The 22990-nt window shown below is 72.8% G+C and carries 20 protein-coding genes; 11 read left to right on the forward strand and 9 right to left on the reverse strand.

Annotated elements, in window-relative coordinates:
- The coding region (locus VFO26_RS06630; protein WP_325114133.1) for a phospholipase D-like domain-containing protein at positions 1-1080 on the forward strand (1080 nt) is incomplete at its 5' end.
- A gap of 15 nt (positions 1081-1095) precedes the next feature.
- Here VFO26_RS06630 and VFO26_RS06635 read toward each other — a convergent pair.
- Entirely contained in the window at positions 1096-2277 is a 1182-nt protein-coding gene (locus tag VFO26_RS06635; RefSeq protein WP_325114134.1) for an acyl-CoA dehydrogenase family protein, read from the reverse strand.
- Between the two features lie 105 nt (positions 2278-2382).
- Here VFO26_RS06635 and VFO26_RS06640 point away from each other — a divergent pair, with 105 nt between their 5' ends.
- Positions 2383-3165 carry a hypothetical protein gene (locus tag VFO26_RS06640; protein ID WP_325114135.1) on the forward strand — a complete coding sequence of 261 codons (783 nt, stop codon included), beginning with the start codon at positions 2383-2385 and terminating at the stop codon, positions 3163-3165.
- A gap of 22 nt (positions 3166-3187) precedes the next feature.
- On the opposite strand, the gene VFO26_RS06645 is transcribed toward VFO26_RS06640, so the two are convergent.
- Together VFO26_RS06645 and VFO26_RS06650 are read right to left on the reverse strand one after the other, a co-directional pair.
- Positions 3188-3451 carry a DUF4242 domain-containing protein gene (locus VFO26_RS06645; protein ID WP_325114136.1) on the reverse strand — a complete coding sequence of 88 codons (264 nt, stop codon included), beginning with the start codon at positions 3449-3451 and terminating at the stop codon, positions 3188-3190.
- Between the two features lie 12 nt (positions 3452-3463).
- Positions 3464-6433 carry an ATP-binding protein gene (locus tag VFO26_RS06650; protein ID WP_325114137.1) on the reverse strand — a complete coding sequence of 990 codons (2970 nt, stop codon included), beginning with the start codon at positions 6431-6433 and terminating at the stop codon, positions 3464-3466.
- A gap of 129 nt (positions 6434-6562) precedes the next feature.
- Between VFO26_RS06650 and VFO26_RS06655 the strand changes: the two genes are divergently transcribed.
- The 4 genes from VFO26_RS06655 to VFO26_RS06670 all read left to right on the forward strand — a co-directional run bounded on the left by VFO26_RS06655 (position 6563) and on the right by VFO26_RS06670 (position 11700).
- The gene (locus tag VFO26_RS06655) at positions 6563-7954 is read left to right on the forward strand and encodes an FAD-binding oxidoreductase (RefSeq protein WP_325114138.1); all 1392 of its coding nucleotides are present in this window, start codon (positions 6563-6565) and stop codon (positions 7952-7954) included.
- Positions 7955-8185: 231 nt separating this feature from the next.
- On the forward strand, positions 8186-9412 hold the full coding sequence (locus tag VFO26_RS06660; protein WP_325114139.1) for a hypothetical protein: 1227 nt from the start codon (positions 8186-8188) through the stop codon (positions 9410-9412).
- A gap of 55 nt (positions 9413-9467) precedes the next feature.
- A complete protein-coding gene (locus VFO26_RS06665) occupies positions 9468-9641 on the forward strand; it encodes a hypothetical protein (protein ID WP_325114140.1) in 174 nt (57 codons plus the stop codon).
- Positions 9616-11700, forward strand: a complete 2085-nt coding sequence (locus tag VFO26_RS06670) for a sigma-70 family RNA polymerase sigma factor (RefSeq protein ID WP_325114141.1) — start codon at positions 9616-9618, stop codon at positions 11698-11700. Before VFO26_RS06665 ends, VFO26_RS06670 begins: the two co-directional genes overlap by 26 nt.
- Positions 11701-11708: 8 nt before the next feature.
- Here VFO26_RS06670 and VFO26_RS06675 read toward each other — a convergent pair whose 3' ends face one another.
- On the reverse strand, positions 11709-12713 hold the full coding sequence (locus tag VFO26_RS06675; RefSeq protein WP_325114143.1) for a vWA domain-containing protein: 1005 nt from the start codon (positions 12711-12713) through the stop codon (positions 11709-11711).
- Between the two features lie 87 nt (positions 12714-12800).
- Between VFO26_RS06675 and VFO26_RS06680 the strand changes: the two genes are divergently transcribed.
- Both VFO26_RS06680 and VFO26_RS06685 read left to right on the forward strand, forming a co-directional pair.
- Positions 12801-14327 carry an amidohydrolase gene (locus tag VFO26_RS06680; RefSeq protein WP_325114144.1) on the forward strand — a complete coding sequence of 509 codons (1527 nt, stop codon included), beginning with the start codon at positions 12801-12803 and terminating at the stop codon, positions 14325-14327.
- Between the two features lie 74 nt (positions 14328-14401).
- Positions 14402-14767, forward strand: a complete 366-nt coding sequence (locus VFO26_RS06685; RefSeq protein ID WP_325114145.1) for a helix-turn-helix domain-containing protein — start codon at positions 14402-14404, stop codon at positions 14765-14767.
- Positions 14768-14848: 81 nt separating this feature from the next.
- Here VFO26_RS06685 and pepT read toward each other — a convergent pair whose 3' ends face one another.
- The 5 genes from pepT to VFO26_RS06710 all read right to left on the reverse strand — a co-directional run bounded on the left by pepT (position 14849) and on the right by VFO26_RS06710 (position 19979).
- Positions 14849-16144, reverse strand: a complete 1296-nt coding sequence (gene pepT, locus VFO26_RS06690) for a peptidase T (RefSeq protein ID WP_325114146.1) — start codon at positions 16142-16144, stop codon at positions 14849-14851.
- Positions 16141-17520: a M20/M25/M40 family metallo-hydrolase gene (locus VFO26_RS06695; RefSeq protein WP_325114147.1), complete on the reverse strand. Its 1380-nt coding sequence runs from the start codon at positions 17518-17520 to the stop codon at positions 16141-16143. Before VFO26_RS06695 ends, pepT begins: the two co-directional genes overlap by 4 nt.
- A gap of 134 nt (positions 17521-17654) precedes the next feature.
- Positions 17655-17846 (reverse strand): hypothetical protein, encoded by a 192-nt coding sequence (locus VFO26_RS06700; RefSeq protein WP_325114148.1) that lies wholly within the window; start codon positions 17844-17846, stop codon positions 17655-17657.
- On the reverse strand, positions 17846-18886 hold the full coding sequence (locus VFO26_RS06705; RefSeq protein WP_414653061.1) for a sigma-70 family RNA polymerase sigma factor: 1041 nt from the start codon (positions 18884-18886) through the stop codon (positions 17846-17848). The genes VFO26_RS06700 and VFO26_RS06705 overlap by 1 nt, the downstream gene beginning before the upstream one ends.
- 127 nt (positions 18887-19013) lie before the next feature.
- A complete protein-coding gene (locus tag VFO26_RS06710) occupies positions 19014-19979 on the reverse strand; it encodes a hypothetical protein (RefSeq protein WP_325114150.1) in 966 nt (321 codons plus the stop codon).
- Between the two features lie 148 nt (positions 19980-20127).
- On the opposite strand from VFO26_RS06710, the gene moeB reads away from it, so the two are divergent.
- Genes moeB through VFO26_RS06725 form a run of 3 tightly spaced genes read left to right on the forward strand, consistent with a single transcriptional unit; the run spans position 20128 to position 22942 of the window.
- Positions 20128-21333: a molybdopterin-synthase adenylyltransferase MoeB gene (gene moeB, locus VFO26_RS06715; RefSeq protein WP_325114151.1), complete on the forward strand. Its 1206-nt coding sequence runs from the start codon at positions 20128-20130 to the stop codon at positions 21331-21333.
- Positions 21330-22553 (forward strand): pyridoxal-phosphate dependent enzyme, encoded by a 1224-nt coding sequence (locus VFO26_RS06720; RefSeq protein ID WP_325114152.1) that lies wholly within the window; start codon positions 21330-21332, stop codon positions 22551-22553. The genes moeB and VFO26_RS06720 overlap by 4 nt, the downstream gene beginning before the upstream one ends.
- Positions 22547-22942, forward strand: a complete 396-nt coding sequence (locus VFO26_RS06725) for a Mov34/MPN/PAD-1 family protein (protein ID WP_325114153.1) — start codon at positions 22547-22549, stop codon at positions 22940-22942. The genes VFO26_RS06720 and VFO26_RS06725 overlap by 7 nt, the downstream gene beginning before the upstream one ends.
- Positions 22943-22990 lie beyond the last annotated feature (48 nt).

Below are 22990 nucleotides of genomic sequence, written 5' to 3' on the forward strand. Positions count from 1 at the left end.
GGTGACGCCTGTCCGGCCGTGAGCGGGCGGCTCGAGCTGACGACGCTCACCGACGGCGGCCAGGCCGCGTTCGCGGTCGCCGGCGCGATCGCCGGGTTCCTGAACGACGCTCGCGCGAGCCTCGACCTCGCGCTCTACGACGTGCGGCTCGAGAGCGACGCCGGCGCGCTCGTGCTCGCCTCGCTCCTCGCCGCGCACCAGCGCGGCGTCCGCGTCCGACTCGTCTACAACGTCGCCCACCCCGGGCCGATCCCCGTGCCGCCGCCGCCGGAGACGCGGCCCGAGGCGATCGAGGCGCTCCCGGTCGAGACGGGCGCCGTCGCGGGCGTCCCCGACCTCATGCACCACAAGTTCTGCGTCCGCGACGGGCGCGACCTCTGGACGGGCTCGATGAACTGGACAGAGGACTCGTGGACGCGGCAGGAGAACGTCGTCGTCCGCGCCCTCGGCGCCGACCGGCTCGCGTATGCGTACACGCTCGCGTTCGAGGAGCTGTGGGCGACGCGCGCCGTGCGCGGCTCGGGCAAGGTCGACCCGCGGCCGGTCGAGCTCGACGGGGGCGTCACGGTGCGGCCCTGGTTCACGCCCGGCCACGGGGAGGCGCTCTCGCACCGGGTGGCGAAGCACGTCGGGCACGCGACCGAGCGCGTCCGGATCGCCTCGCCCGTCCTCACCGCCGGGCCGCTCCTCGGCACGCTCGTCGAGGTGGTCAACGAGCGGCGCTGCGACGTGGCGGGCGTGATCGACGACACGCAGGTCGACGAGGTCGTCGGCCAGTGGCGGACGAACGGCGTCAGCGCCTGGAAGATCCCGCTGCTGCGGACGATCGCGACGGGCGCGAGGCTCGCCGGGAAGCCCTCGGCGCGGTGGTCGCCGGGCGGCGTGCAGGACGTGATGCACGCGAAGGTGGTGGTCGCCGACGACGTCTCGTTCGTCGGCTCCTACAACTTCTCGCGCTCGGGCGAGCTCAACGCCGAGAACGTGCTCGAGATCGACGACCGCGCCACGGCCGACGTACTCGCCGCGTACGTCGACGAGGTGCGCGGCCGCTATCCGCTCGCGACGCTCCCCGGGGGCTGAGCGCGCGGGACCCGCTCAGGCGACGCCGGCGAGGAGGAAGGCGCGGCTCTCCTTCAGCATCTCGCGCGCGATCACGAGGCGCTGCACCTCCTGGGTGCCCTCGTAGATCTGCGTGATCTTCGCGTCCCGCATGAACCGCTCGACGGGGTACTCCTTCACGTAGCCGTAGCCGCCGAGGATCTGCACCGCCTCGGTGGCGACCTCCATCGCGACGTCCCCGCACATGAGCTTCGCCATGGCCGAGGCCTTGGTCAGCTCCGCCTCGGGCACGCCCGCGTCGGCCATCTGGCCGAAGCGGTAGAGCAGCCCGCGCGCGGCCTCGGTGGTCGTCTCCATGTCGGCGAGCTTGGCGGCGATCAGCTGGTGCTGGGCGATCGGCTTCCCCATCGTCTCTCGCGTGCGTGCGTACTCCAGCGCGTAGTCGGTCGCACCCTGTGCGATGCCGAGCGCCTGCGCGGCGACCCCCGGGCGCGAGCGGTCGAGGATCCTCATCGCGAGCTTGAAGCCCGTTCCCTCCTCGCCGAGACGGTTCGACTCGGGAATCCGGCAGCCTTCGAAGACGAGCTCACCCGTGGTCGAGCCCGCGATCCCCAGCTTCTCCTCGAGCCGCGCGACCTCGAACCCGGGCGTGTCCGGCTCGACGAGAAAGGCCGAGATCCCGGCGTGGCCCGCATCGGGGTCGGTCTTCGCGAAGACGGTGTACAGCCCGGCGACGCCCGCGTTCGTGATGAAGCGCTTGCTGCCGTCCAGCACGTACTCGCGGTCGTCGCGGCGCGCGGTCGTTCGCATCGCTGCGGAGTCGGAGCCGGAGCCCGCCTCCGTCAGCGCGTAGGCGCCGAGCACCTCACCGCTCGCGAGCCGCGGCAGCCAGGCCGCGCGCTGCTCCTCCGTCCCGCCGAGCTTCAGCCCCAGTGAGCCCAGCTCCTGCACCGCCAGGATCAGCCCGCTCGTCGCGCAGACCTTCGAGACCTCCTCGATCGCGACGAGCGCGAGCAGCGTGCCGGTACCCGTGCCGCCGTGCTCCTCGGAGAAGAGGAGCCCGAACACCCCCTGGTCGCGGAACAGCTCGACGACGTCCCAGGGGAACTCGTGCGACGCGTCGATCTCGGCCGCGCGCGGAGCGATCCGCTCCCGGGCGAGCGTGCGCACGTGGTCGCGAAGCTCACGCTGCTCGTCGGTCAGCACGTCCCAGGGCACGCGCGGAGTGTAGATCCATCGCGTCCCCGGTCATCCACTTTGCGCTTGCACGGGCGCTCGATTAGCGTCGGCGTCCCGCCCGTCCCCCGGCTCAACGGAGCGCCCGTGTTCTTTCGTCTCAGCAGCCTCGAGGTCTTCCTGATCGTGTCGCTCGTCGTGGTCGGCACGACGGTGCTCGGGCTCGTCGTCGGCCGGGCGCTCCGCGATCGCTCCGAGCATCTCCATCAGGCGCTGGGCGTGCTGCAGGGCGCATTGCTCGGTCTCGTGGCGCTCGTGCTCGCGTTCGGCCTCGCCCTGGCGGTGGGGCGCTACGAGGCGCGTCGAGCGGCCGTCGTCGACGAGGCCAATGCGATCGGGACGACATACCTGCGCGCGCAGATGCTCGCCGAGCCGGTGCGGACGCGGTCTCTCGAGCGGCTCCGACGATACACGGATGCGAGCATCCGGCTTTCGGCCTCCGTGCCGTCGAGCGAGGCGGCGGAGAGCGCGATCGCCGAGGGTCAGCGGCTCCAGCGTGAGCTGTGGTCGCTCGCCGGCGAGTCGGTGGCAGCCTCGCCCGTGGAAACCGCGCCGCGGCTGTACGTCGAGACCCTCAACGAGATGATCGACATGCAGACGACCCGCGTCGCCGCGCTCGGCAATCGCGTGCCCGGTGCCGTCCTTGCGCTGGAGGTGATCGGTGCAGCCGTGGCTCTCGGGCTGCTCGCCCTCTACCTCTCGCTCCTCGGTCGCGGTGTGACGCCCGTGCTCCTCGCGGCGGGCCTGGTGACGTTGCTGCTCCTCGTGACCTTCGACCTCGACCGCCCCACGCGCGGGCTGATCAAGGTGCCCGATACGCCGCTCGTGAGCCTCCGCGCCTCGATGGAGCTCCCGCCCGCCGTTCCGTAGCGACCGGCGCGGCCGACGCGCGTCAGCCCTGGAGTACTTCGGCCGGCACGAACTTGCTCACCTCGGTGATCTCGTCGGCCGGCACGTTCGCACGGCGCGCAGCCTCCAGGATCGCGTCGGGGGAGGGAGCCTCGTACAGGCAGTACGTCCGCAGCCGGTCGGCCGAGATGAACGAGAACAGCCAGCTCACACCCTCGTCGGAGTTGACGTCGTCGATCCGGCGCACGACGTCCTCGGGGAGCTCGAGCTGCTCGGCGAACCTTCGCTCGATGACGTAGAGGGGCATCGGGCGATGGTACTACGCACCGTCCGCGGGGACGAGCCCGCGCCGGAGCGCGTAGCCGGCGGCCTCGGTGCGGTTCGCGCAGCGCGTCTTCCGCAGGATGGAGCGGATGTGGTTGGCCGCGGTGTGCTCGCTCACGTGCAGCACCTGGCCGATCTCCCGGTTCGAGCGGCCGCGCGCCAGCTCGACGAGGACCTCGAGCTCGCGCGGGCTGAGCCCGTCCGGAAGCGCGGGAGGCGTGGCGACGTCGCCACCGAGCTCGGACGCGCGACGCTCGAGCGAGGGCAGCCCGATCGCCCGCGCCAGGCCGAGCACCAAGCCGAGCTGCGCGCGTGCCTGCGAGCGGTCGTCGCCCGTCCCACGCGCGAGGAGCATGTGGGCGTACCAGTACGCCGTGTGCGCGAGCCAGGTGCGCGCCCCGAGCCGCGTCTGCAGGGCGAGTGCTGCCTGGAAATGCCGCTCGGCGCGATCCCAGTCGCCGAGAACCGAGGCGGTCATCCCGAGATAGCGATCCGTTGCGCCGTAACACGCGACGAGGTGGCCGACCATGACGTTGCCGCCCTCGTAGGCGGACAGCTCCGGATAGAGAGCCTCTGCCGCCGCCTCGTCGCCGAGCAGCGCGCAGGCGTCGGCCAGGTAGACGAGCGCCGCGAGCCACAACGAGGGTCGTAGCGAGCCCAGCCCCTCGGAGAGGAGCCTGCGAAGCTCGTGGGACGCCTCGTTCTCCATGCCCAGCTCGGCGAGCACGGCGACGAGCCCCGGCCGCCAGGCTCCGTCGCGGGCGTCGGCGTCGAGCAGGCGGATCACGGGCGCGAGCTCCGCGAGGCGCCCCTGCTCGCGCCGGATCGAGAACATCTGGATCCCGTACGACCCGGACGCGTCCCGCCCCGTGAGGAGCCTCCCCCACTCCTGGGAGCGCACGGCTGCCGCCTCCGCCGCCGCAAGCTCGCCGTCGGTGAGGGCGAGGGCCGCGGCGTAGTGCTCGGCGACGTGCGAGAGGAACGGCTGGCTCAGGCGCTGCGCGATCACGAGTAGCCGAGCGAGCGCGTCCTTGGCCGCATCGTGGTCGCAGAGGACGACGTAGGAGGGGACGAGCCAGGAGAGCGCGTCGCCCTGGAGCTCGATGTCCTCCAGCTCGTCGCCGATCGCCTTCGCCTCGAGCAGCATGCGGTTGATGACCTCGTTCGTCGAGCTGCCGCGCGACCAGTACGACTGGGACAACGTCGCCCCGAGGCTGCGGCGGTCACCGAGCCGTCGCGACATCGCGATCGACGCGTCGCGAGCCACCGCCGCGCGGGCCGGCTCTCCCCGGAGCTCGAGGCTTCGGGCCAGCCCACCGAGCACGCGCGCGCGAAGCTCGGAGTCGGCCGCCGGGAGCGCCACGGCCGCCTGCTCGAGCAGCTCGACCGCGCCGGCCTCGTGGATCGCGGGCCGCCAGCAGGCCTGCTCGAACCCGATCGCCGCGCGCGCCAGCAGCTCCGCGTCGCCGAGCGAGCGCGCCAGCTCTGCCGTCTCGGAGAATGCGTCGAGCGCGGCGTCCGCGTGCCCGGCGCGATGGCAGGCATCCCCCAGCCGCAGCATCACGTCCACGCGCTCGGGGCCGGCGACACCGAGGTCGAGCGCCGTGCGGAAGCGCTCCTCGGCCTCGTCGAAGGCGACCGCACGGACGGCGGACTCCGCCGCGAGGAGGTTGTACTCGACCGCCCGCTCGAGACCGCCCACGGCTGCAGCCTCCGCGTAGTGGTGAGCGAGCGCCGCGAGCCGGGCCGGGACCTCTCCCTGCACCTCGAGCGCCTCGGCGACCCTGAGGTGGATCTCGGCCCGGCGCGCGGCGGGAAGACGCTCGATCACCGCGCGCCGGACGAGCTCGTGGGCGAAGCGGTACGCCAGCCCACGTCCCGGTGCCTCCGACAGAAGACCGCTCTGGACGGCCTCGTCGATCGCGTCCAGCAGGGCCCCCTCCTCGACCACCCCTGCCCGGCGCACGGTGTCGAGCTCGAACTCCGCACCCACCACGGCTGCGAGCACGAGCAGCTCGTTGGCACCGGGCGAGAGACCGGCGAGGCGCTGGTTGACGACCTCGCGAACAGTCGTCGGGGCGCCGAGCTCGGAAGCGGGCCGCGAGAGGCGGGCACCCTGCGGGCCTCTCTGGATCTCGCCCGAGGCCACGAGGTCGCGCCAGAGCTCGGTCAGCAGAAACGCGTTCCCGCCGGTCAGCTCACCGACCACCCCTGTGAGCGCCGGCGAGGGCTCCCCTCCCGTTGCCAGCCGGAGGAACTCGGCGATCTCGTCCTCGGACAGGCCGCCGAGCCGGATGCGGGCCACGCCCTCGGTGCGGTACACGTCGACCAGCGCGTCGGCGAGCTCCGGCGAGACCTCCGACTCGGCATCTCGGAACGTGGCGACGAGCAACATCCGCGCCGACGCGCCCGACCGGACGAGATGACGCATCAGCTGCAGCGTCGACGTGTCGGCCCAGTGGACGTCCTCGAGCACGAGCAGCAAGGGAGACTCGCTCGAGACCCCTTCCAGCAGCGCGGTGACCGCGGCGTGCAGCCGGTGGCGCTCGGTGTCGGGATCGGTCGACGAGGCGCCGGGGACCTCACCGACACGCGTCCCGAGCTCCGGAAGCAGCCGGGCCAGCTCCGGCCCGCCGACGCCGAGGTGCTCGCGGAGGGTCTCCGGCTGGGTGTGGCGGACGAGGTGGTCGAGCGCCGCGGCGAACGGGCCGTACGGCGACCCGACGACGCTGTCGCAGTCGCCGTACAGGACGGTCGCGCCCTCGTCGGCGACCTCCTGCGCCAGCTCCCGCACGAGGCGGCTCTTGCCCGACCCGGGGTCGCCGGCCACGAGCGCCGCCCGACGTCCCTCGCCCGCGGTGCGCGGGAGGAGAGCCCGCAGGGTCGCGAGCTCCTGTGCCCGCCCGGCGAATGCGTAGCTGGGCGAGAGACGGAGCGGGCCGGGGAGAGGGACTGCGGTGGTCATCGATAGTCAGAACTGATCATGACGCACTCGTACGCGCCCGCCAAAGTAGGTCAGCACCGGTCATGACACGGACTCGAGCGGCTCCTACCCTCGGTGTTCGTCCCGGAAGGCAAGAACAGGAGGAAGCGAATGAGCACGACGGTATCGGTGCTGGACGAGGCACGCGGAGCGCTGGCGACGTTCGGAGACCGGCTGATCGGCCCGGACGACCCTCGGTACGACGAATCGCGGGCCCTTTTCAATGCGATGGTCGACAAGCGCCCGGCGCTCGTCGCCCTCTGCGAGGGCGCCGACGACGTCGCCGCCGTGATCCGCTTCGCGCGCGACCGTGACGTGCCGTTCGCGGTGCGGGGCGGCGGCCACAACTGGGGGGGCCTCGCCAGTGTGGACGACGGCGTCGTGGTCGACCTCTCGCCGATGAAGGCCGTGTCGGTCGATCCCGGCAGCAGCACCGTGAAGGTCGGCGGTGGCTGCGTGTGGGGCGAGGTGGACGCCGCGACGCAGCCCCACGGGCTCGCCGTGCCGACGGGGATCATCTCCACGACGGGCGTCGCCGGGCTCACCCTGGGCGGTGGCCACGGCTACCTCACGCGCCGGCACGGCCTGACGATCGACAACCTGCTCTCTGCGGAGATGGTGCTCGCCGACGGCTCGCAGGTGACCGCCAGCGCCGAGGAGAACCCCGACCTCTTCTGGGCGATCCGGGGCGGCGGCGGCAACTTCGGCGTGGTGACCGAGTTCACGTTCCGCGCGCACCCGCTCGAGACGATCGTGGGCGGGCCGACGTTCTGGGCGATCGAGGACTCGGACCGGCTCCTCGCCGCCTACCGCGAGTGGTTGCCGTCCGCGCCGCGCAACGTGTCCGGGTTCTTCAACTGGCACACCATCCCGCCGGCGGAGCCGTTCCCGGAGGAGCTCCACCTGCGGCTCGTGTGCGGGATCGTCTGGTGCATCGACGCGTCCGACGAGGAGGCCGAGAAGGCGATGGCGCCGTTCCTCTCCATCGCAGAGCCGCTCATGCACGGCGTCGGGCGCATGCCGATCGCCGCGCTCAACAGCGCGTTCGACGGGCTCTACCACCCCGGCGACCAGTGGTACGCGCGCGCCGACTTCGTCCGTGAGATCCCGGACGAGGCGATGGAGCGGAACCGTGAGTGGAACGCCAAGATGCCGACCTTCAAGTCGGGCTCGCACCTCTACCCGGTCGACGGCGCGGTGCACGACGTCGCCCCGGAGGACACGGCGTTCGCCTTCCGCGACGCGACGTGGTCGCAGGTGTTCATCGGCGTCGACGGTGACCCGGCACAGGCGGGAGCGCTCAAGGACTGGACGATCGGCTACTGGGAGGCGCTGCACCCCTACGCGGCGGGCGGGGCTTACGTCAACTTCATGATGGACGAGGGCCAGGCGCGGGTGAAGGCGACCTACGGGCCGAACTACGCGCGCCTCCAGAAGGTGAAGGCTGAGGTCGACCCGGACAACGTCTTCCGGGTCAACCAGAACATCCTTCCGGCTGCCTGACCGGTGACGGCCTCGTCAGGGGCCGTCCGACCAACGTCGGGGGGCGTGCAAGGGACCTGGTCGGTGGGGGCCAGGGATACGGGCCGGCCCGGAAGGGCCGGCCCCCCGACGCTGCAGGGGAGGCAGCGGCCTCGCCGCGAGCCCGTCTCGCCGGGCGCGTAAGGAATCTCCGGCTCGGGGGTTCTCCGGTCAGAGGCGGCGCGGAGCCGCCCAGATCGAAGGAGACCCGAGATGATCCGCACCGCCTGCATCGCCAAGGCCTTCGCCGCCTCCGTCGTCGCCGCCCTCGCGCTGTGCGCGGCCGCGACCGCGGGCGGCCCCACGATCTCCGCGGGCTACGGGTGCGCGGTCGCCTGCATCGAGAGCGCCCTCGTGACGCCCACCGCCTCGTCGGCGAGCGTCGAGGTGAAGACGAGCGTGCCGGCCTCGGTGACGGTGACCGCGGCGCCGCTCGACGCCGAGCTCGGGCTCGCCACGGGGACGGCTCCGAAGCACATCTCCGTCGCACCGTTCCTGACCAACCGGACGGTGATCCTCTCCGGCCTCGAGCCCGAGACGACCTACCGGCTCGTCGTCAGCGCGAAGGACCTGCAGGGACGCGTGCAGACGCGCTCCGGCACGTTCACCACCCGCAAGGTGGAGGTCGCCGTCGACCTTCCCGACATGGGGCTGTCGGCCGGGCTCGGCTGCAAGGCCGACTGCATCGAGAAGGGGACGCTCACGAGCGATCCCGACGTCCCGGGCCGCGCCAGGCTCGAGCTCGTGAGCACCGTGCCCGCGACGTTCCAGGTCAACCTGGTCGTGAAGACCATCGCGGGCGACGTCCTCGACCAGCGTGTCCTCGCGACCGGCTCGAGGAAGACGAGGTACACGGCGACCCTCGACCGCCTGCTCACCGGCACGACGTACGCCGTGACGGCGAAGGCGATCGACGAGCGGGGACAGGCGTGGGTCGAGCAGGGCACGTTCCGCACGCGCTCTGCCCTCGCGACGGTCACTCTGCACCGGATCGTCGTGATCGACGACGGCGACAAGGGTGCCAACCGCGGCGAGATCGCGCTCGACTTCTACGTCGACGGCTCGTACGAATGGAACCGAGGGTTCCACAAGCAGAGCTCGGGCGACACCATTCTCCCGACCGCACCCGGGACGAGCCGGCCCGGCGTGATGGTCACCGTCTCGGCGGATCGCCGTCGAGCCGTCGAGCTCGAGCTCGGCGGCGTGGAGTGCGACGGCCAGTTGATGAAGAACTGCGTCCGCGAGGCAGGCGGAGGAGACCTCGACGCGCTCGCTGAGACGATGTTCGATCTCCGGCAGGCGTTCGTGCCGAGCGGAGTGCTTCCGGCGGGCCACGGCAACGTTCTCCCGGCCGGGCACGACGCATACGTCGTCTGGGAGACGACCACCGACCACCTGAAGCTAAGGGCCTACGCGACCGTCGACGTCCGGGTCGCGTAGCGACACGACCAACCGCGGGGCCCCGCACGGCCGGGCCTCGCACCCGAGGTGAGAGATGAACGAGCGCATCGACATCGACACGATCTCCGTCGACGACGTGTGGCTCCGCGAGTGGGCCGCGGAGGGCATCGACGCCCTCGAACGGCTGCTCGCCGCGCACGCCGCATTCGACGCATTCCTCCGATCGCGTCAGGATGAGGACGATGGCAATCGCGCCGTCGAGGACTGACGCCGAGCTCGTCCGGCGACTCCAGGGCCGTGACCGCACGGCGTGGGAGGAGCTCTACGCCGAGTACCAGCCGCGCCTGCGCGCGTTCGGCTACCGGCTGACGGGCAATGCCCACGATGCCGACGACCTCGTGCAGGAAACCTTCGTCCGGGCGCTTCCCGCCCTCGACCGTCTCGACCCGAGCACGGTCGACCTGCAGGCCTACCTCTTCGCGACGACGAAGAACCTCTTCCTCAAGCAGGTCGAGCGGGCGAAGCGGGCCGAGCCGACGGCCGAGGTGCCCGAGCCGGACCTGCCCACGGCGATCGAGGACGACCCGCAGCGGAGCGCGCTCCTACGACGTCAGCAGGAGGAGGTTCGGGTCGCGAACGGGCGGCTCGATCCCCGGCAACGGCTCGTCCTCGCCCTCTGCGAGCTGGAGGACCGCTCGTACGCCGAGATCGGTGAGCTCGTCGGGCTCAACGAGAACGCCGTCGCTCAGCTCGTCTTCAGGGCGCGCGAGCGGCTCCGCACCGAGCTCCGCCTCGTGCAGGTCGACCCCGAGTCGCTGCCGGAGGAGTGCCGCTCGTTTCTGCCGCTCCTCGCGCAGCACCTCGACGGCAAGCTGCGCGGCCCGAAGCTCGAGACGACGCTCGCGCACCTCGAGTCGTGCGAGCGCTGCCAGGCCGCGCTGGCCGACATGCGCGAGGCGAAGCGCCGCTACCGGGCGCTGCTGCTGCCGCCGCTCGGCGTACCGGCGAAGGACGCGCGCGCCGCGGCGGAGGACGAGCTCGAGCGCGTCGGCTACTGGCAGGCCCGCGCGGCGCGCACCGGTTTCCTCCGCCCGCGGGGTCGGATGGCGGTCGTTGCCGGGGCCGGGGCTGCCGCGCTCCTCGTCGCCGGTGGGCTCGGGGCCGCGAGGCTGCTGGCAGACAACCCGGCCCGGCACGCGCTGAGCACCGGCCCGACCACGACGGCGACCTCGACGACCCGGCGGGCCGTCCTGCCCGTCACGACCACGGCGCCTCCGCCGACCACGGCCGTCGCGAAGCCGAAGCCGAAGCCCAAGCCCGAGCCGGCCCCGCCGCCCGCGCCGAAGCCCGAGCCGAAATCCAACCCACCGGGGACGGACAGCGGAGAGACCTCGCCGACGTCGCCTGCAACGGCGCCGACCACCTCCCCGAAGGCCACCGTCGCTCCGCCTGCCGAGACCGGGAGGGCGCCGAGGCGCACCAAGCCGACCTCCCCGCCGCCGGTCCCGCCCACGACGAAGCCGCCCGCCGACACGACTGCGCCCCGCGTCTCGCTCACCGGCGGCCCGCCCGCAGCCACGACGCCTGAGACCGCCGCGGCGTTCGCCTTCACGGCGAGCGAGCCGGGCGCGTCGTTCGCGTGCCAGGTGGACGGTGGCGCCTGGCAGCAGTGCACGAGCCCGCGGTCGCTCGACGGCCTCGCCGTCGGCGCGCATTCGTTCGCGGTCCGCGCGACGGACGCGGCGGGCAACGTCGGCCCCGCGGCGGCGCGACAGTGGAACGTGACGCCGCCGCCCGACACCACGGCGCCGACGGTCACGTTCTCCCAGACGCCGCCCGCCTCCTCGACCGCGCGGACGGCGACCTTCGCCTTCTCGGCGAGCGAGCCCGGCGCCACCTTCTCCTGCTCCTACGACGGCGGTCCGTTCGCGGCCTGCCAGAGCCCTCACACCCTCACCGACGCGGGCGTCGACGAGCACTCGCTCGCCGTGCGCGCGACCGATCGTGCCGGAAACCAGGGACCGCCAGCCACGTCGAGCTGGACCGTGGTCGCGCCCCTGCCGGACCTCGTCGCCACGCTCACGAACACGAGTGTGACGGTGCGGAACGCGGGTGAAGCGGCGGCGAACGCGTCGCTCGTGACCGTCGCCGGCGTCGGCACGTTCTCGATCCCCTCGCTCGGCCCGGGGCAGTCGGCCACGCGGACCTACACGTGCAGGACCGGGACGATCACCGCGACCGCGGACTACTCGAAGGTCGTCGCGGAGTCGAACGAGGACAACAACACGGCGACCCGTGTCGCGAGCTGCCTCGGTTTCGGCACGTAGTCACGGCCCTAGGGAAGACCGGGCTCCCACACGCGCGCCAGCCCGGCGGCCGCCGCGAGCCCGAGGGCCGCCACCCCGACGAACAGGAAGGTCACCTCGGTCTCCCGCTCCGCCCGGCCCAGGCGCGAGCCGAGGTCGTCGTAGGCCGAGGAGAGCGCACGCGCCGACCGGGCGGCGAAGTACTCACCGCCGGTCGTGCGTGCGATCGCCTGGAGCGTCTCCCGGTCCGGGGCGCGGTTGAAGCCGCCCCAGAACCCGCCGCCCTGGCCCCCGCCCGGACCCGCATCGTCCGTTCCGAGCGCCACCGTGAAGACCGGGATCCCGGCGCGTTTCGCGAGGGCCGCCCCCTGGTCCGCAGGGATCAGTCCCCGGTTCTGGCGCCCGTCCGAGAGGAAGAGGATCGTCACGGCCCCCTCGGCGCCCGGGATCGCCCCCGTGCGCTGCGCCGAGCGGCCGGGCTCTGCGAACGCCTCCCGTGCGAGCTCGACCGCCCGGGCCAGCGCGTCGCCGATCGCGGTGCCGCCGCCCGCCTGCCAGCGGGTGATCGCGCCGACGGACTGCCGTACCCGCTCGCGGTCGTGGGTCGGCGAGGCACCGACCGAGACGTCACCCGCGAAGGTGACCAGCCCGACGCGGAGCTTCCCGGGGACGCGGTCGAGGAACGTCTGGGCCGCCCGCTTGGCCGCCCCGAGCCGGGTCGGGGCGACGTCCTCGGCCAGCATCGACCGTGACGTGTCGATCACGAGCACGACCGTCGCGTTCTCGACCGGCGCCATCCGGTTGACGTGCGGGCGGGCGACCCCCACGCAGAGGAGCCCGAGGACTGCGACGACGAGCACCGCGGTCGCCCACTCGCGCCTGGAGGAGAGCCGGGGCGCAACCGCTCCGAGGACGTCCAGGTTCGTGTACCGCACCGCGTACCTCGTCCGACGCCTCCGGGCGAGGACGTAGCCCGCGACGATCGCGGGGAGCAGCAGGAGCGAGAGGAGCGCCAGCGGACGGTCGAAGCCCAAGAATCGATCCTCCGGGTCGGTGATTCGATCGTAGCGACCGCCGCGCGGCCGGAACAACCGCCACGGAGGTGCGTCTAGGCTCCGCGCGTGATCCTCTCGAACGGCGTCGTGCGCACGATGGACCCGTCGCTTCCCACGAGCGCCGCGCTCGCGATCGCGGGCGATCGCATCGTCGGTGGCGTCGGCACACACGAGAACGCCCTCCCCACGCCCGACCGCGTCGATCTCCGCGGGCGTTGCGTGCTGCCGGCATTCACCGACTCGCACGTCCATTTTCCGACCTGGTCGCTCGCCCGCAAGGACGTTCAGCTCGAGGGCGTCGCGTCGCTCGCCGAGGCGCTCGCGCGCGTGGGCGGCCACCGCGCCGACGGCGAGTGGATCCGCGGCTACGGCTGGCGCGACGCCGAGTGGGGCGAGCACCCCTCACGCGACGCCCTCGACGCGGTCACAGGAGACACGCCGGCTGCGCTGTGGTCGAAGGACTACCACTCGCTCTGGCTCAACACCGCGGCGCTCGAGCGGGCCGGCGGCGACCTCCAGGTCCCGGGCGGTGTCGTGGAACGCGACGACGACGGCGAGCCGACCGGTGTGCTCCGCGAGGAGTCCGCCTGGCGCTTCCGCGAGAAGCACGTCACGGTCTCCGAGGACGAGTGGGTCGCCGCCACGCGCGAGGGGCTTCGCGTGGCGAGCGAGCGCGGCGTCGGTGCGATCCACGACAAGGACGGCTGGCTGGGCGCCCATGCGATCTTCGGGCGGATTCACGAGAGCAGGGGCCTCACCCTCCGGGTCTGGCAGTCGCTGCCCGTCGAGCACGTCGGCCGGCTCGCAGAGGTCGGCCTGCGCTCCCGGATCGGCGACGACTTCCTGCGCCTCGGCTACCTCAAGACCTTCATGGACGGCACGCTCGGCTCCCAGACGGCGTGGATGCTCGACGGGAGCGGCGTCCCGATCACGAGCGGCGAGGAGCTCGCCGAGCTGATCCGCGCCGCGGCCTCTGCCGGCTGGCCGATCGCCGTCCACGCGATCGGAGACCGGGCGAACCGGGAGGCCCTCGACGCCTTCGAGGAGACCCGGCAGAGCTGGCAGCCTCTGGGCCTGCGCCAGCGGATCGAGCACGCCCAGTGCGTCGACCCGGCCGACCTGCCTCGCTTCGCCGAGCTCGGCGTCGCGTGCTCGGTGCAGTTCAGCCACGCGCCGTCGGACCGCGACCTCGCCGAGCGGTTCTGGGCAGACAGGCTCGACGGCACGTACGCCTTTCGCACGCTGCTCTCGGGCGGCGCGGTCGTCGCGAACGGCTCGGACGCGCCCGTGGAGGAGCTCGAGCCGCTGGCCGGGATCGCCGCAGGGGTGCTCCGCACGATCGACGATCGCCCGCCGTGGCGCGCGGATCAGGCGCTGACGGTCGAGCAGGCGCTCCACGCCTCGACGGTGGCGCCCGCCTGGCTCACGGGCGACGAGCGGCGCAGGGGGAAGCTCCTCCCCGGCTTCCTGGCAGATCTCGTCGTGCTCGACCGGGACCCTGTCACCGGCCCGCTGGACGAGCTGCCGGAGGTGCGCGTCGTCGCGACGATGGTCGGCGGCCGGTGGGTGCACAACCCGCCTCCCTGGGATTGAGCCGTCGCCGGTCGCGCGAAGGTCTACGGGAATCCGCACTCGGCAACGGCCTCGCCCGCCCCTACACTGGGGACATGGCTGCGAAGGCCGAGACACCCCGCACGATGCTTCCCGTTCACCAGGCGGGGCAGTGCTCGGTTGCGGCGACGGGCGAGATCGTCGGGTCGAAGTGGACGGTGCTGATCGTCCACGACCTGTCCGAAGGCGCGCGTCGCTTCACCGAGCTCGAGCACGCCTGCGCCGGCATCAGCCCGCGGACGCTCGCCGAGCGCCTGCGCTGGCTCGAGGCGGAGGGCATGGTCGTTCGCCGCAGCTACGCCGAGTCGCCGCCCCGCGTGGAGTACCAGCTGACCGACAAGGGCGAGGCGCTGAAGCCGATCATCGACGAGATGCGCCGCTTCGGCCACGAATGGCTCGGCTGTGAGGTGCACCCGGCGTGAAGGGGACCGGCGCCGTCGGCGCCTGTCACCGGTAACGCGTCCGCGATCAGGAGCGGATCGGCACGCGACTCGTGACGGGGGTCAGTCCCCTCCGGGAGACGGGCCCCGAGTGCCCCAGAGGCGGACCAGCTCGACGGCGGTCGCCGCGGCGGCCGCCATGTCCTGCACGGAGGCCCACTCCCGCACCGAGTGGTAGTGCTGGCCGCCGGTGAAGAGGTTGGGGGTCGGCAGACCCTTCTCCGTCAGGCGCGCGCCGTCGGTGCCGCCGCGGATGATGCTCCGCACCGGCTCGACCCCGGCCCGCCGGATGGCGTCCTCGGCCGCCTCCACGATCTGCGGGTGCCGGTCGAGCACGTTGCGCATGTTCCGGTACTGCTCCTCGACCGCCAGCGAGTACGAGGCGCGCGGCTCACGCCCGATGACCTCGGCCGCGATGCGCCGCACGAGATCCACGTGCTGCTCCAGCTTCTCGTCGTCGTGGTCGCGGGCGATCATCCAGAGCGTCGCCCGGAACGCGGATCCCGCGATGCGCTCGGGATGCACGAAGCCCTCCCGCTCGTCGGTTGTCTCGGGCGAGAGCTCCTCCCGCGGCAGCGCGGCGACGACGTCGGCGAGCAGCTTGACCGCATTCACGAGCCGCCCCTTCGCCGAGCCCGGATGCACCCCGACCCCCTCCACGGTGAGCACGAGCTGGTAGGCGGAGAACGTCTCGATCTCGACCTCCCCCAGCCCGGAGCCGTCGAACGTGTAGGCGAGATCGGCTCCGAAGGCGTCGAGGTCGAAGTGATCGGTTCCCCTGCCGACCTCCTCGTCGACGGTGAACCCGATCCGCGCGGTGGCCCGGGGCGCGTCGTCCTCGAGCAGCCGCCGCGCCGCGGTCACGATGATCGCCACGCCGGCCTTGTCGTCGGCTCCGAGGAGCGTCCTCCCGTCGCTCGTCACGAGGTCGTGGCCGACCTTGTTCGCCAGCTCCGGCATCTCGGCCGGGTCCAGCACCTGCGAGGGATCGCCGGGGAGGACGATCGGGGCTCCGTCCCAGGCGCGGTGCACGACCGGGGCGACACCGGTGCCCGGCGCCGCCGGAGCGGTGTCGACGTGGGCGATCAGGCCGACCGTCGCAGACCCCGCGACCGTGCCGGGGAGCGTCGCGAAGACGTAGCCTGGCGCGGTCAGCTCGACGTCGTCGAGCCCGATCTCCCGGAGCTCGTCGGCGAGGAGCCGCGAGAGATCCAGCTGCTTGGCCGTCGAGGGGTAGCTCGTCGAGTCGGGCTCCGACTGCGTGTCGACGACCACGTAGCGGAGAAAGCGCTCGAGCACCTCCTCGGCCAGCTCCTCGGCGAGGGGGCTCGCGAAGCGAGGATCCCGCGTCGTCGTCACGCGGAGCTGCGCGACCGAGACGCGCTCTCGCCCTGGGACGAGGTGTCCAGCGCCCCGAACCGCCGTAGGACCGCCACGGTCGTCTCGAGCCCGTCCCTCAGAGCCGACGCGGGGATGTTCTCGTTCGGCGAGTGGAGCTGGGCCGTCGGTCGCGTGAAGCCCGTGACGATCGCGGGGACGCCCCGCGCGACGAGCGCGGCCACGACGGGGATCGAGCCGCCCGACCGGACCAGGACGGGACGCGTCCCGAGCACCTGCTCGAAGGCGTCGAGCGCGAGCACGACGGCGGGCGCGGCCGGGTCGACGTGGCCCGGCTCGCCGGTCGACCACAGCTCGACGTCGAGCGTCGCGCCCTTCGGTGCGGCCTCCCGCAGGAGACGCTCGAACACGGGCGCCATCGCCTTCGTCGTCTGACCCGGGGCGAGCCTCAGCGAGACGTTCGCCTGCGCCTCGACCGGGAGCACGGTCTTCTGCAGGCGGGGCGAGCCACCCTCGACGCCGTTGACGGTCACCGACGGCTCGGCCGTCGTCCGTAGCCGGAACTCGTCCTCCGCCCGGTCGTCTACCGGCCGGGCACCGTCCGCGGCCAGCTCCTCCCGCCCGTGGGGCAGGGCGCTCCAGCCGGCGACCTCCTCCTCGGTCGGCGGCACGATCCCGGAGCGCAGCGGCTCGGGGACCCGGCCGTCCGGCCCGGGCAGGACCGCCGACAGCACCTGCACGAGAGCGTGGGTGGCGGGGAGCGCCGCACCGCCGTACATGCCCGAGTGGAGGTCGCGCTCGCCCGTCCGGACGGTCACGTGGAAGTAGCACATGCCGCGCAGCGCGGTGCAGAAGCTCGGGAGCGTCTCCGTCGCGTATCCCCCGTCGAGCACCAGGGCGACGTCGGCCGCACCGGTGTCCTCCTCGACCCAGTCGACGGCGGAGTGGCCGCCGACCTCCTCCTCGGCGTCGATCGTGAAACGCACGTCGACCGGCAGCTCGCCCGCCTCCGCGAGCAGCCGGGTCGCCTCGAGGAGCATGAAGAGGTGGCCCTTGTCGTCGGCGATACCACGGGCGACGAGCTTGCCGTCCCGCTCGACGAGCGTCCACGGGTCGGACTCCCACAGCTCGAGCGGGTCGGGCGGCTGGACGTCGAGGTGCGCGTACACGAGCACCGTGGGCGCGTCGCCGCCGGTCGAGGCCGGAACGCGGCCGGTCACGAGCGGGCGGCCGCCGCGCTCCTCGATCTCGACGGAGCCACCGGCGGCGGTGATCCGTCCCGCGACCCACTCCGCCGCACGACGGACGTCGCCGGCGTGGGCCGGATCGGCGCTGACGGACGGGATCGCGATCAGCTCGGCGAGGTCCGCGACGAGCGCTTCGTGGGTCGGGATCACCCGCGCGATTCTACGTGCGGGAACCCACGGCTCCCCCACGAACCCGACCTTCGGCGCCGCTCACCGTGACCCGCGCCCGACCTCCCGGCGCCGAAGCCGGCCCCCGCCCGCGACGGCACGCGCACTGATCGCACCTAGTCGTCGGAGGTCTCCGGCTCCTCGAGCGCCACCGCGCCGGAAAGGCTCGGAGTCAACGGGCGCCGCGGCTCGCGGACGCCTGCGCCGCCTGCGTCGTCGTCGGGCCCGGCGAGCACGTCGAGGATGCGACTCCGCTTGCCGCGCCGCCGCTGCCACCAGTCGCGGAGCCTCCTGACCGGCGCGCGCATCAGGCGACGTCGCGGACGCTGGCCGCGTCGGCCAGCGCACGAAGCTTCTTCAGGCTCTGGTGCTCGATCTGGCGGATCCGCTCGCGCGTCACGTTGAACGCGCGCCCGACCTCGTCGAGCGTCCGCGGCTGCTGGCCGTCGAGCCCGTAGCGAAGCTCGAGCACCTGTCGCTCGCGCGGCGAGAGCGCGCTCAGGATCGTGCGGAGCGCCTCGCGGCGCATGGTGACCTCGGCCGCCTCGTCGGGCAGAGGCTCGGACTGGTCGGTGAGGAAGTGGCCGAACTCCGACTCCTCCTCGTCGCCCACGGGCTTCTCCAGCGAGACCGGCGTCTGCGCGCTGCGCTTGATCTGCTCGACCTCCTCGAGCGGCAGGTCGAGGTCGGCGGCGATCTCCCCCGCAGTGGGCTCGCGCGCGAGCTCGCCGCGCAGCTTCCGCTCCGAGCGGCTGATCTTGTTGAGCTTCTCGACGACGTGCACCGGCATGCGGATCGTCCGGCCCTTGTCGGCGATCGCCCGCGCCACGGCCTGGCGAATCCACCACGTCGCGTAGGTCGAGAACTTGAACCCCTTCCGCCAGTCGAACTTCTCGGCCGCGCGCACGAGCCCGATCGTCCCCTCCTGGATCAGGTCGAGAAACGGCAGGCCTTGGTTGCGGTACCGCTTCGCGATCGAGACGACGAGGCGGAGGTTGGCCTCGACCATCGCCTGTTTCGCCGAGTGGTCGCCGCGCTCGATCCGCTTGGCGAGCTCCACCTCCTGCGCCGCCGTGAGGAGCGGGACCTTGCCGATGTCCTTGAGGAAGAGCTGCAGCGTGTCGGTCGAGATCTCGGGCTCCACCGCCTCCCAGGCGCGCTCCGCCTCGGCCTCCGGCTCGGTGGGGTCGACGACCTCGATCTGCTCCTCGTCGAGGGCGTCGTAGAAGGCGTCGATCTGGGCGGCGTCGAGGTCGAGCTCGTCGAGGGCGAGCGCGACCTCGTCGGCGTCGAGACGCCCCTGCGCGCGGCCGCTCTCGATGAGGGCGCGCCCCTCGTCGGTCGACAGGACGACCTCCGGTGCCGTCGCCGTCCGTTCCGGCTCGCTCGCTGCTCCGCTCAGGACCGCCCCTTCCGTCGCGTAGATCGACACCGTAGCCACGAAGTCCCCGATCCGTCAAAAACCCGCACGGGCGTCAGACCCCCGCCTTCTCGAGCTCGTCGAGGTAGCGACGCGCCTCGCCGGCGAGCGGCGAGCCGGGCTCCACCCTGGTCGCGCGAACGAGCTGCGTCTTCGCCTCCTTCACCTCGCCCGACCAGAGCAGCAGCAGGCCGAGGTGGAAGCGCACCGTCGCCTTGTCCGGGAACCTGCGCGTGAGCGGGCCCAGCCGCGAGAACGCGTCCGCCGGGCGGGCCTTGTCGAAGCGTCCCACGGCCGCGGCGACCTGGGCCTCGACGCTCGCCGGCGCGTCCCGGGCCGCCTCCGCGAAGACGCGCGCGGCGGAGCGCTGCATCCCCAGCCGCTGCAGGGCGACGCCGTACAGGAGCTTCCCCTCGACGCCGGCGGCCGCCTCGCTGCGCAGAAGATCGAGCTGCTCCGCCGGAGGGAGGGCGTCGAGCTTCTCGGGGAGCGGGACGGTCGTCACGAAGAGCGGCAGGCCCTTGGCGTACTCCGGGTGGAGGAGGTTGCCCGCAGCGACCGCGTAGGGCGAGTCGGGCTCCGACTCCGCCGCCGCGCGCCACGCGTCCTCCGCTCCCGGGAGGCCGGCCCAGAAGAGCGCGACGCCGAGATTGAGCTGCACGACGGCGTCCTGCGGATGCAACCCGGCGAGCCGATTGAGGCGGTCGACCGTCCCGTCGGGCCAGCCCGAGAACGCCTGGCCGACCCGCGCCTCGACGGAGTCCAGCTGCGCGAACGAGCGCCCCGCCCCGGCCCGCCTGCCCTGCTCGTAGAGCCGCGCGGCACGACGGAGCGCGACTGCCTCCCGGTCGGAGCGGATCCCGAGCTCGAGCGTCAACGGAGGTGCCCCTTCCCGCGGCACGGGCGCCGGTGCGGTCTCGCCGACCGGATCGGTCTGCAGCGCGACGATCCCGACCACGAGCGCAACGGCGACGGCGGCCGCGACGGCCGTGAGCGCGACGACGCGGGCGAGCGGCGACACGCGGCCACGGTAGCCGCCAATCCCTCGAGGCGTGTCCTCGTCTCCGGCGCTCCGGCGTCACGCGTCATCACCTCTCTCGACGGGATTCGGCGTCCCCTTCTTCCTCCGTGCTCGCCGGGCGGGGCGAGTCGCTATATTCTCGAAAGTAATGCCGACGTACCGTGAGCTCCTCGCACGCGCGCGCGCCGAGATCGACGAGATCACGACGCGGGAGGCGCACGCCCTGCTCGAGAACGGCCAGCAGCCGCTGTTCGTCGACGTCCGGCTGCGCGAGGAGTGGGACGAGGGTCACCTCCCCGGCGCGGTGCACGTGCCGCGCAACAACCTCGAGTCGCGGGTCGAGGCGCTGATCCCCGACAAGGACCGCCGGCTCGTCGTCTACTGCGAGAGCGGCAGCCGCTCGGCGTTCGCGACGCAGGCACTCCACGAGCTCGGCTACGAGAACGCGGTCAACCTGGCGGGCGGCTTCGCGGATTGGAAGCGGAACGGCTACGAGCTCACGACGCCCACCTCGCTCGCGCCGGCACAGCGCTCGCGCTACGCGCGCCACCTGCTGATCCCCGAGGTCGGCGAGGAGGGCCAGCAGCGGCTCCTCGAGTCGCGCGTCCTCCTGATCGGGGCCGGCGGCCTGGGCTCGCCGGCGGCGCTCTACCTCGCCGCAGCCGGGGTCGGGACGATCGGGATCATCGACGCCGACGTCGTCGACGACTCCAACCTCCAGCGCCAGATCGTCCACTCGACCGAGCGCCTCGGCGAGCCGAAGGTCGACTCGGCGAAGCGGACGATCGAGGCTCTCAACCCGGACGTCACGGTCGTGCCCTTCGAGGAGCGCCTCGACTCGGAGAACATCGAGCGGATCCTCGCCGACGGCTGGGACGTGATCGTCGACGGCACCGACAACTTCCCGACCCGCTACCTGCTGAACGACGCCTCGGTGTGGCACGGCATCCCGGTCGTCCACGGCTCGATCTACCGCTTCGAAGGGCAGGTCACCGTGTTCCATCCCGGGAACGGGCCGTGCTACCGCTGCCTCTATCCGTCGCCGCCGCCGCCCGAGCTCGCCCCGAGCTGCGCGGAGGGCGGGGTGCTCGGCGTGCTTCCCGGCATCGTCGGCTCGCTCCAGGCGAGCGAGGCGCTCAAGCTCGTGCTGGGCATCGGCGAGTCGCTCGCGGGCCGCCTGCTCCTCTTCGACGCGCTCGGGACGACCTTCGACGAGGTCGCGATCCGCCGCAACCAGGCCTGCCCGGTCTGCGGTGACGAGCCGACGATCACGGAGTACATCGACTACGTGGAGTTCTGCTCCGGGGCCGCGCACGCCGTTCACGACGGGCAGCAGGCGGTCCACGCCTCATGACCCTCGTCCGGATCCCCCCCACTCTGCGCAGCGAGGTCGGCGGAGCGCGCCAGGTCGAGGCGAGCGGCGACACGGTCGGCGAGGTGCTCGACGACCTCGTCGAGCGTCATCCCGCGCTCGCCGGGCAGATCCTCTCGAACGGCGGCATCGCACCGTTCGTCAACGTCTACCTCGGCGGCGAGGACGTGCGCACGCTCGACGGGCTCGACACCCCCGTGCCCGACGGCGAGACAGTGATCCTCCTGCCCGCGATGGCCGGCGGCTCCTCTCGGCCGTGGTCGCCGCCCGTGGCCTCGAGCCTGCTCGACCTCGTCGGCTCCACCCCGCTCGTCGAGCTGCCGCGGCTCTCCCCCAAGCCGGGCGTCACGCTCTACGCGAAGCTCGAGGGGCAGAACCCCACGGGGTCGATCAAGGACCGCGTCGCAAAGGCGATGATCGAGGCCGCCGAGGCCTCGGGCGAGCTGGAGCCGGGGCGGGCGCTGCTCGAGCCCACCTCCGGGAACACCGGCATCTCGCTCGCGCTCGTCGCCTTGCTCAAGGGCTACCCGCTCACCTGCGTGATGCCTGCGAACGCGACGGAGGAGCGCAAGCGGCTTCTGCGGCTCTACGGCGCCGACATCGTCCTCTCGCCCGCCGACGAGGGGTCGAACGGGGCCGTGCGCCTGGCGCTCGAGCTGGCCGAGGCCGACCCGAAGTGGTTCGTGCCCTTCCAGTACGCGAACGCGGCGAACCCCCGCGCCCACTACGAGGGCACGGGCGCCGAGATCGCGGCCGCGCTCGAGCGCGTCGACGTGGTCGTCGCGGGCCTGGGCACGGGCGGGACGCTGATGGGTGTCGGCGAGAGGCTCCGCGAGTCGTTCCCGGACGTCGTCGTGGCCGCGGCCGAGCCGCTGCCCGGTGACCCGGTGATGGGCCTGCGCTCCCTCGACGACGGCTACGTGCCGCCGATCCTCGACGTCTCGCGGCTCGACCGGAAGGTGCTCGTCTCCAACGCCGAGTCCGTGGCCGCGGTCCGCGACCTGCTCCAGCTGGAGGGGATCCTGGGCGGCGTCTCCGCAGGCGCCGTCGTCCACGTCGCGCGTCGCCTGGCGAGTGAGCTCGACGAGGGCGTCGTCGTGACCATCCTGGCCGACGGAGGCTGGAAGTACCTGAGCGCCGACTTCTGGGACGCGTCCGGGGACGCGGTCGCGGAGTCGATGGAGCAGACCGTCTGGTGGTGATCCCGCCCGCGGTGCGAGCGGCGATCGCCGAGCACGCCCGCGCCGAGCTGCCGAACGAAGCGTGCGGCCTCGTCCTCCTCGACGGCGAGGTCGCGGTCGAGTACGTCGCCGGCGAGAACGCCTCGGCGTCCCCCTACGTCTTCGAGCTCCGGCTCGACCCGGTCGTGTGGGCCGACCTCGGCGACCGCGACCTCGAGCAGGCGGTCGTCCACTCGCATGTCTCGTCCGAGCCGCGTCCGTCGCGAACGGACGTCGAGCGCATCGGGCTCTGGCGTGACCGTCCCTACCTGATCTACTCGGTCCGCCTCGACGAGCTGGCCGCCTGGCGGATCCGGGACGGCTCGATCGAGCCGATCGCGCTCACCGAGCGCTCCCGGACGAGCCAGTAGCACGCCGGAGGCCCGACCGCAGCCGGGCCTCCGCTGCTCTCCCCACCG

Origin of the sequence: Gaiella sp., assembly GCF_035710885.1 — a bacterium.
Lineage (GTDB): Bacteria > Actinomycetota > Thermoleophilia > Gaiellales > Gaiellaceae > Gaiella.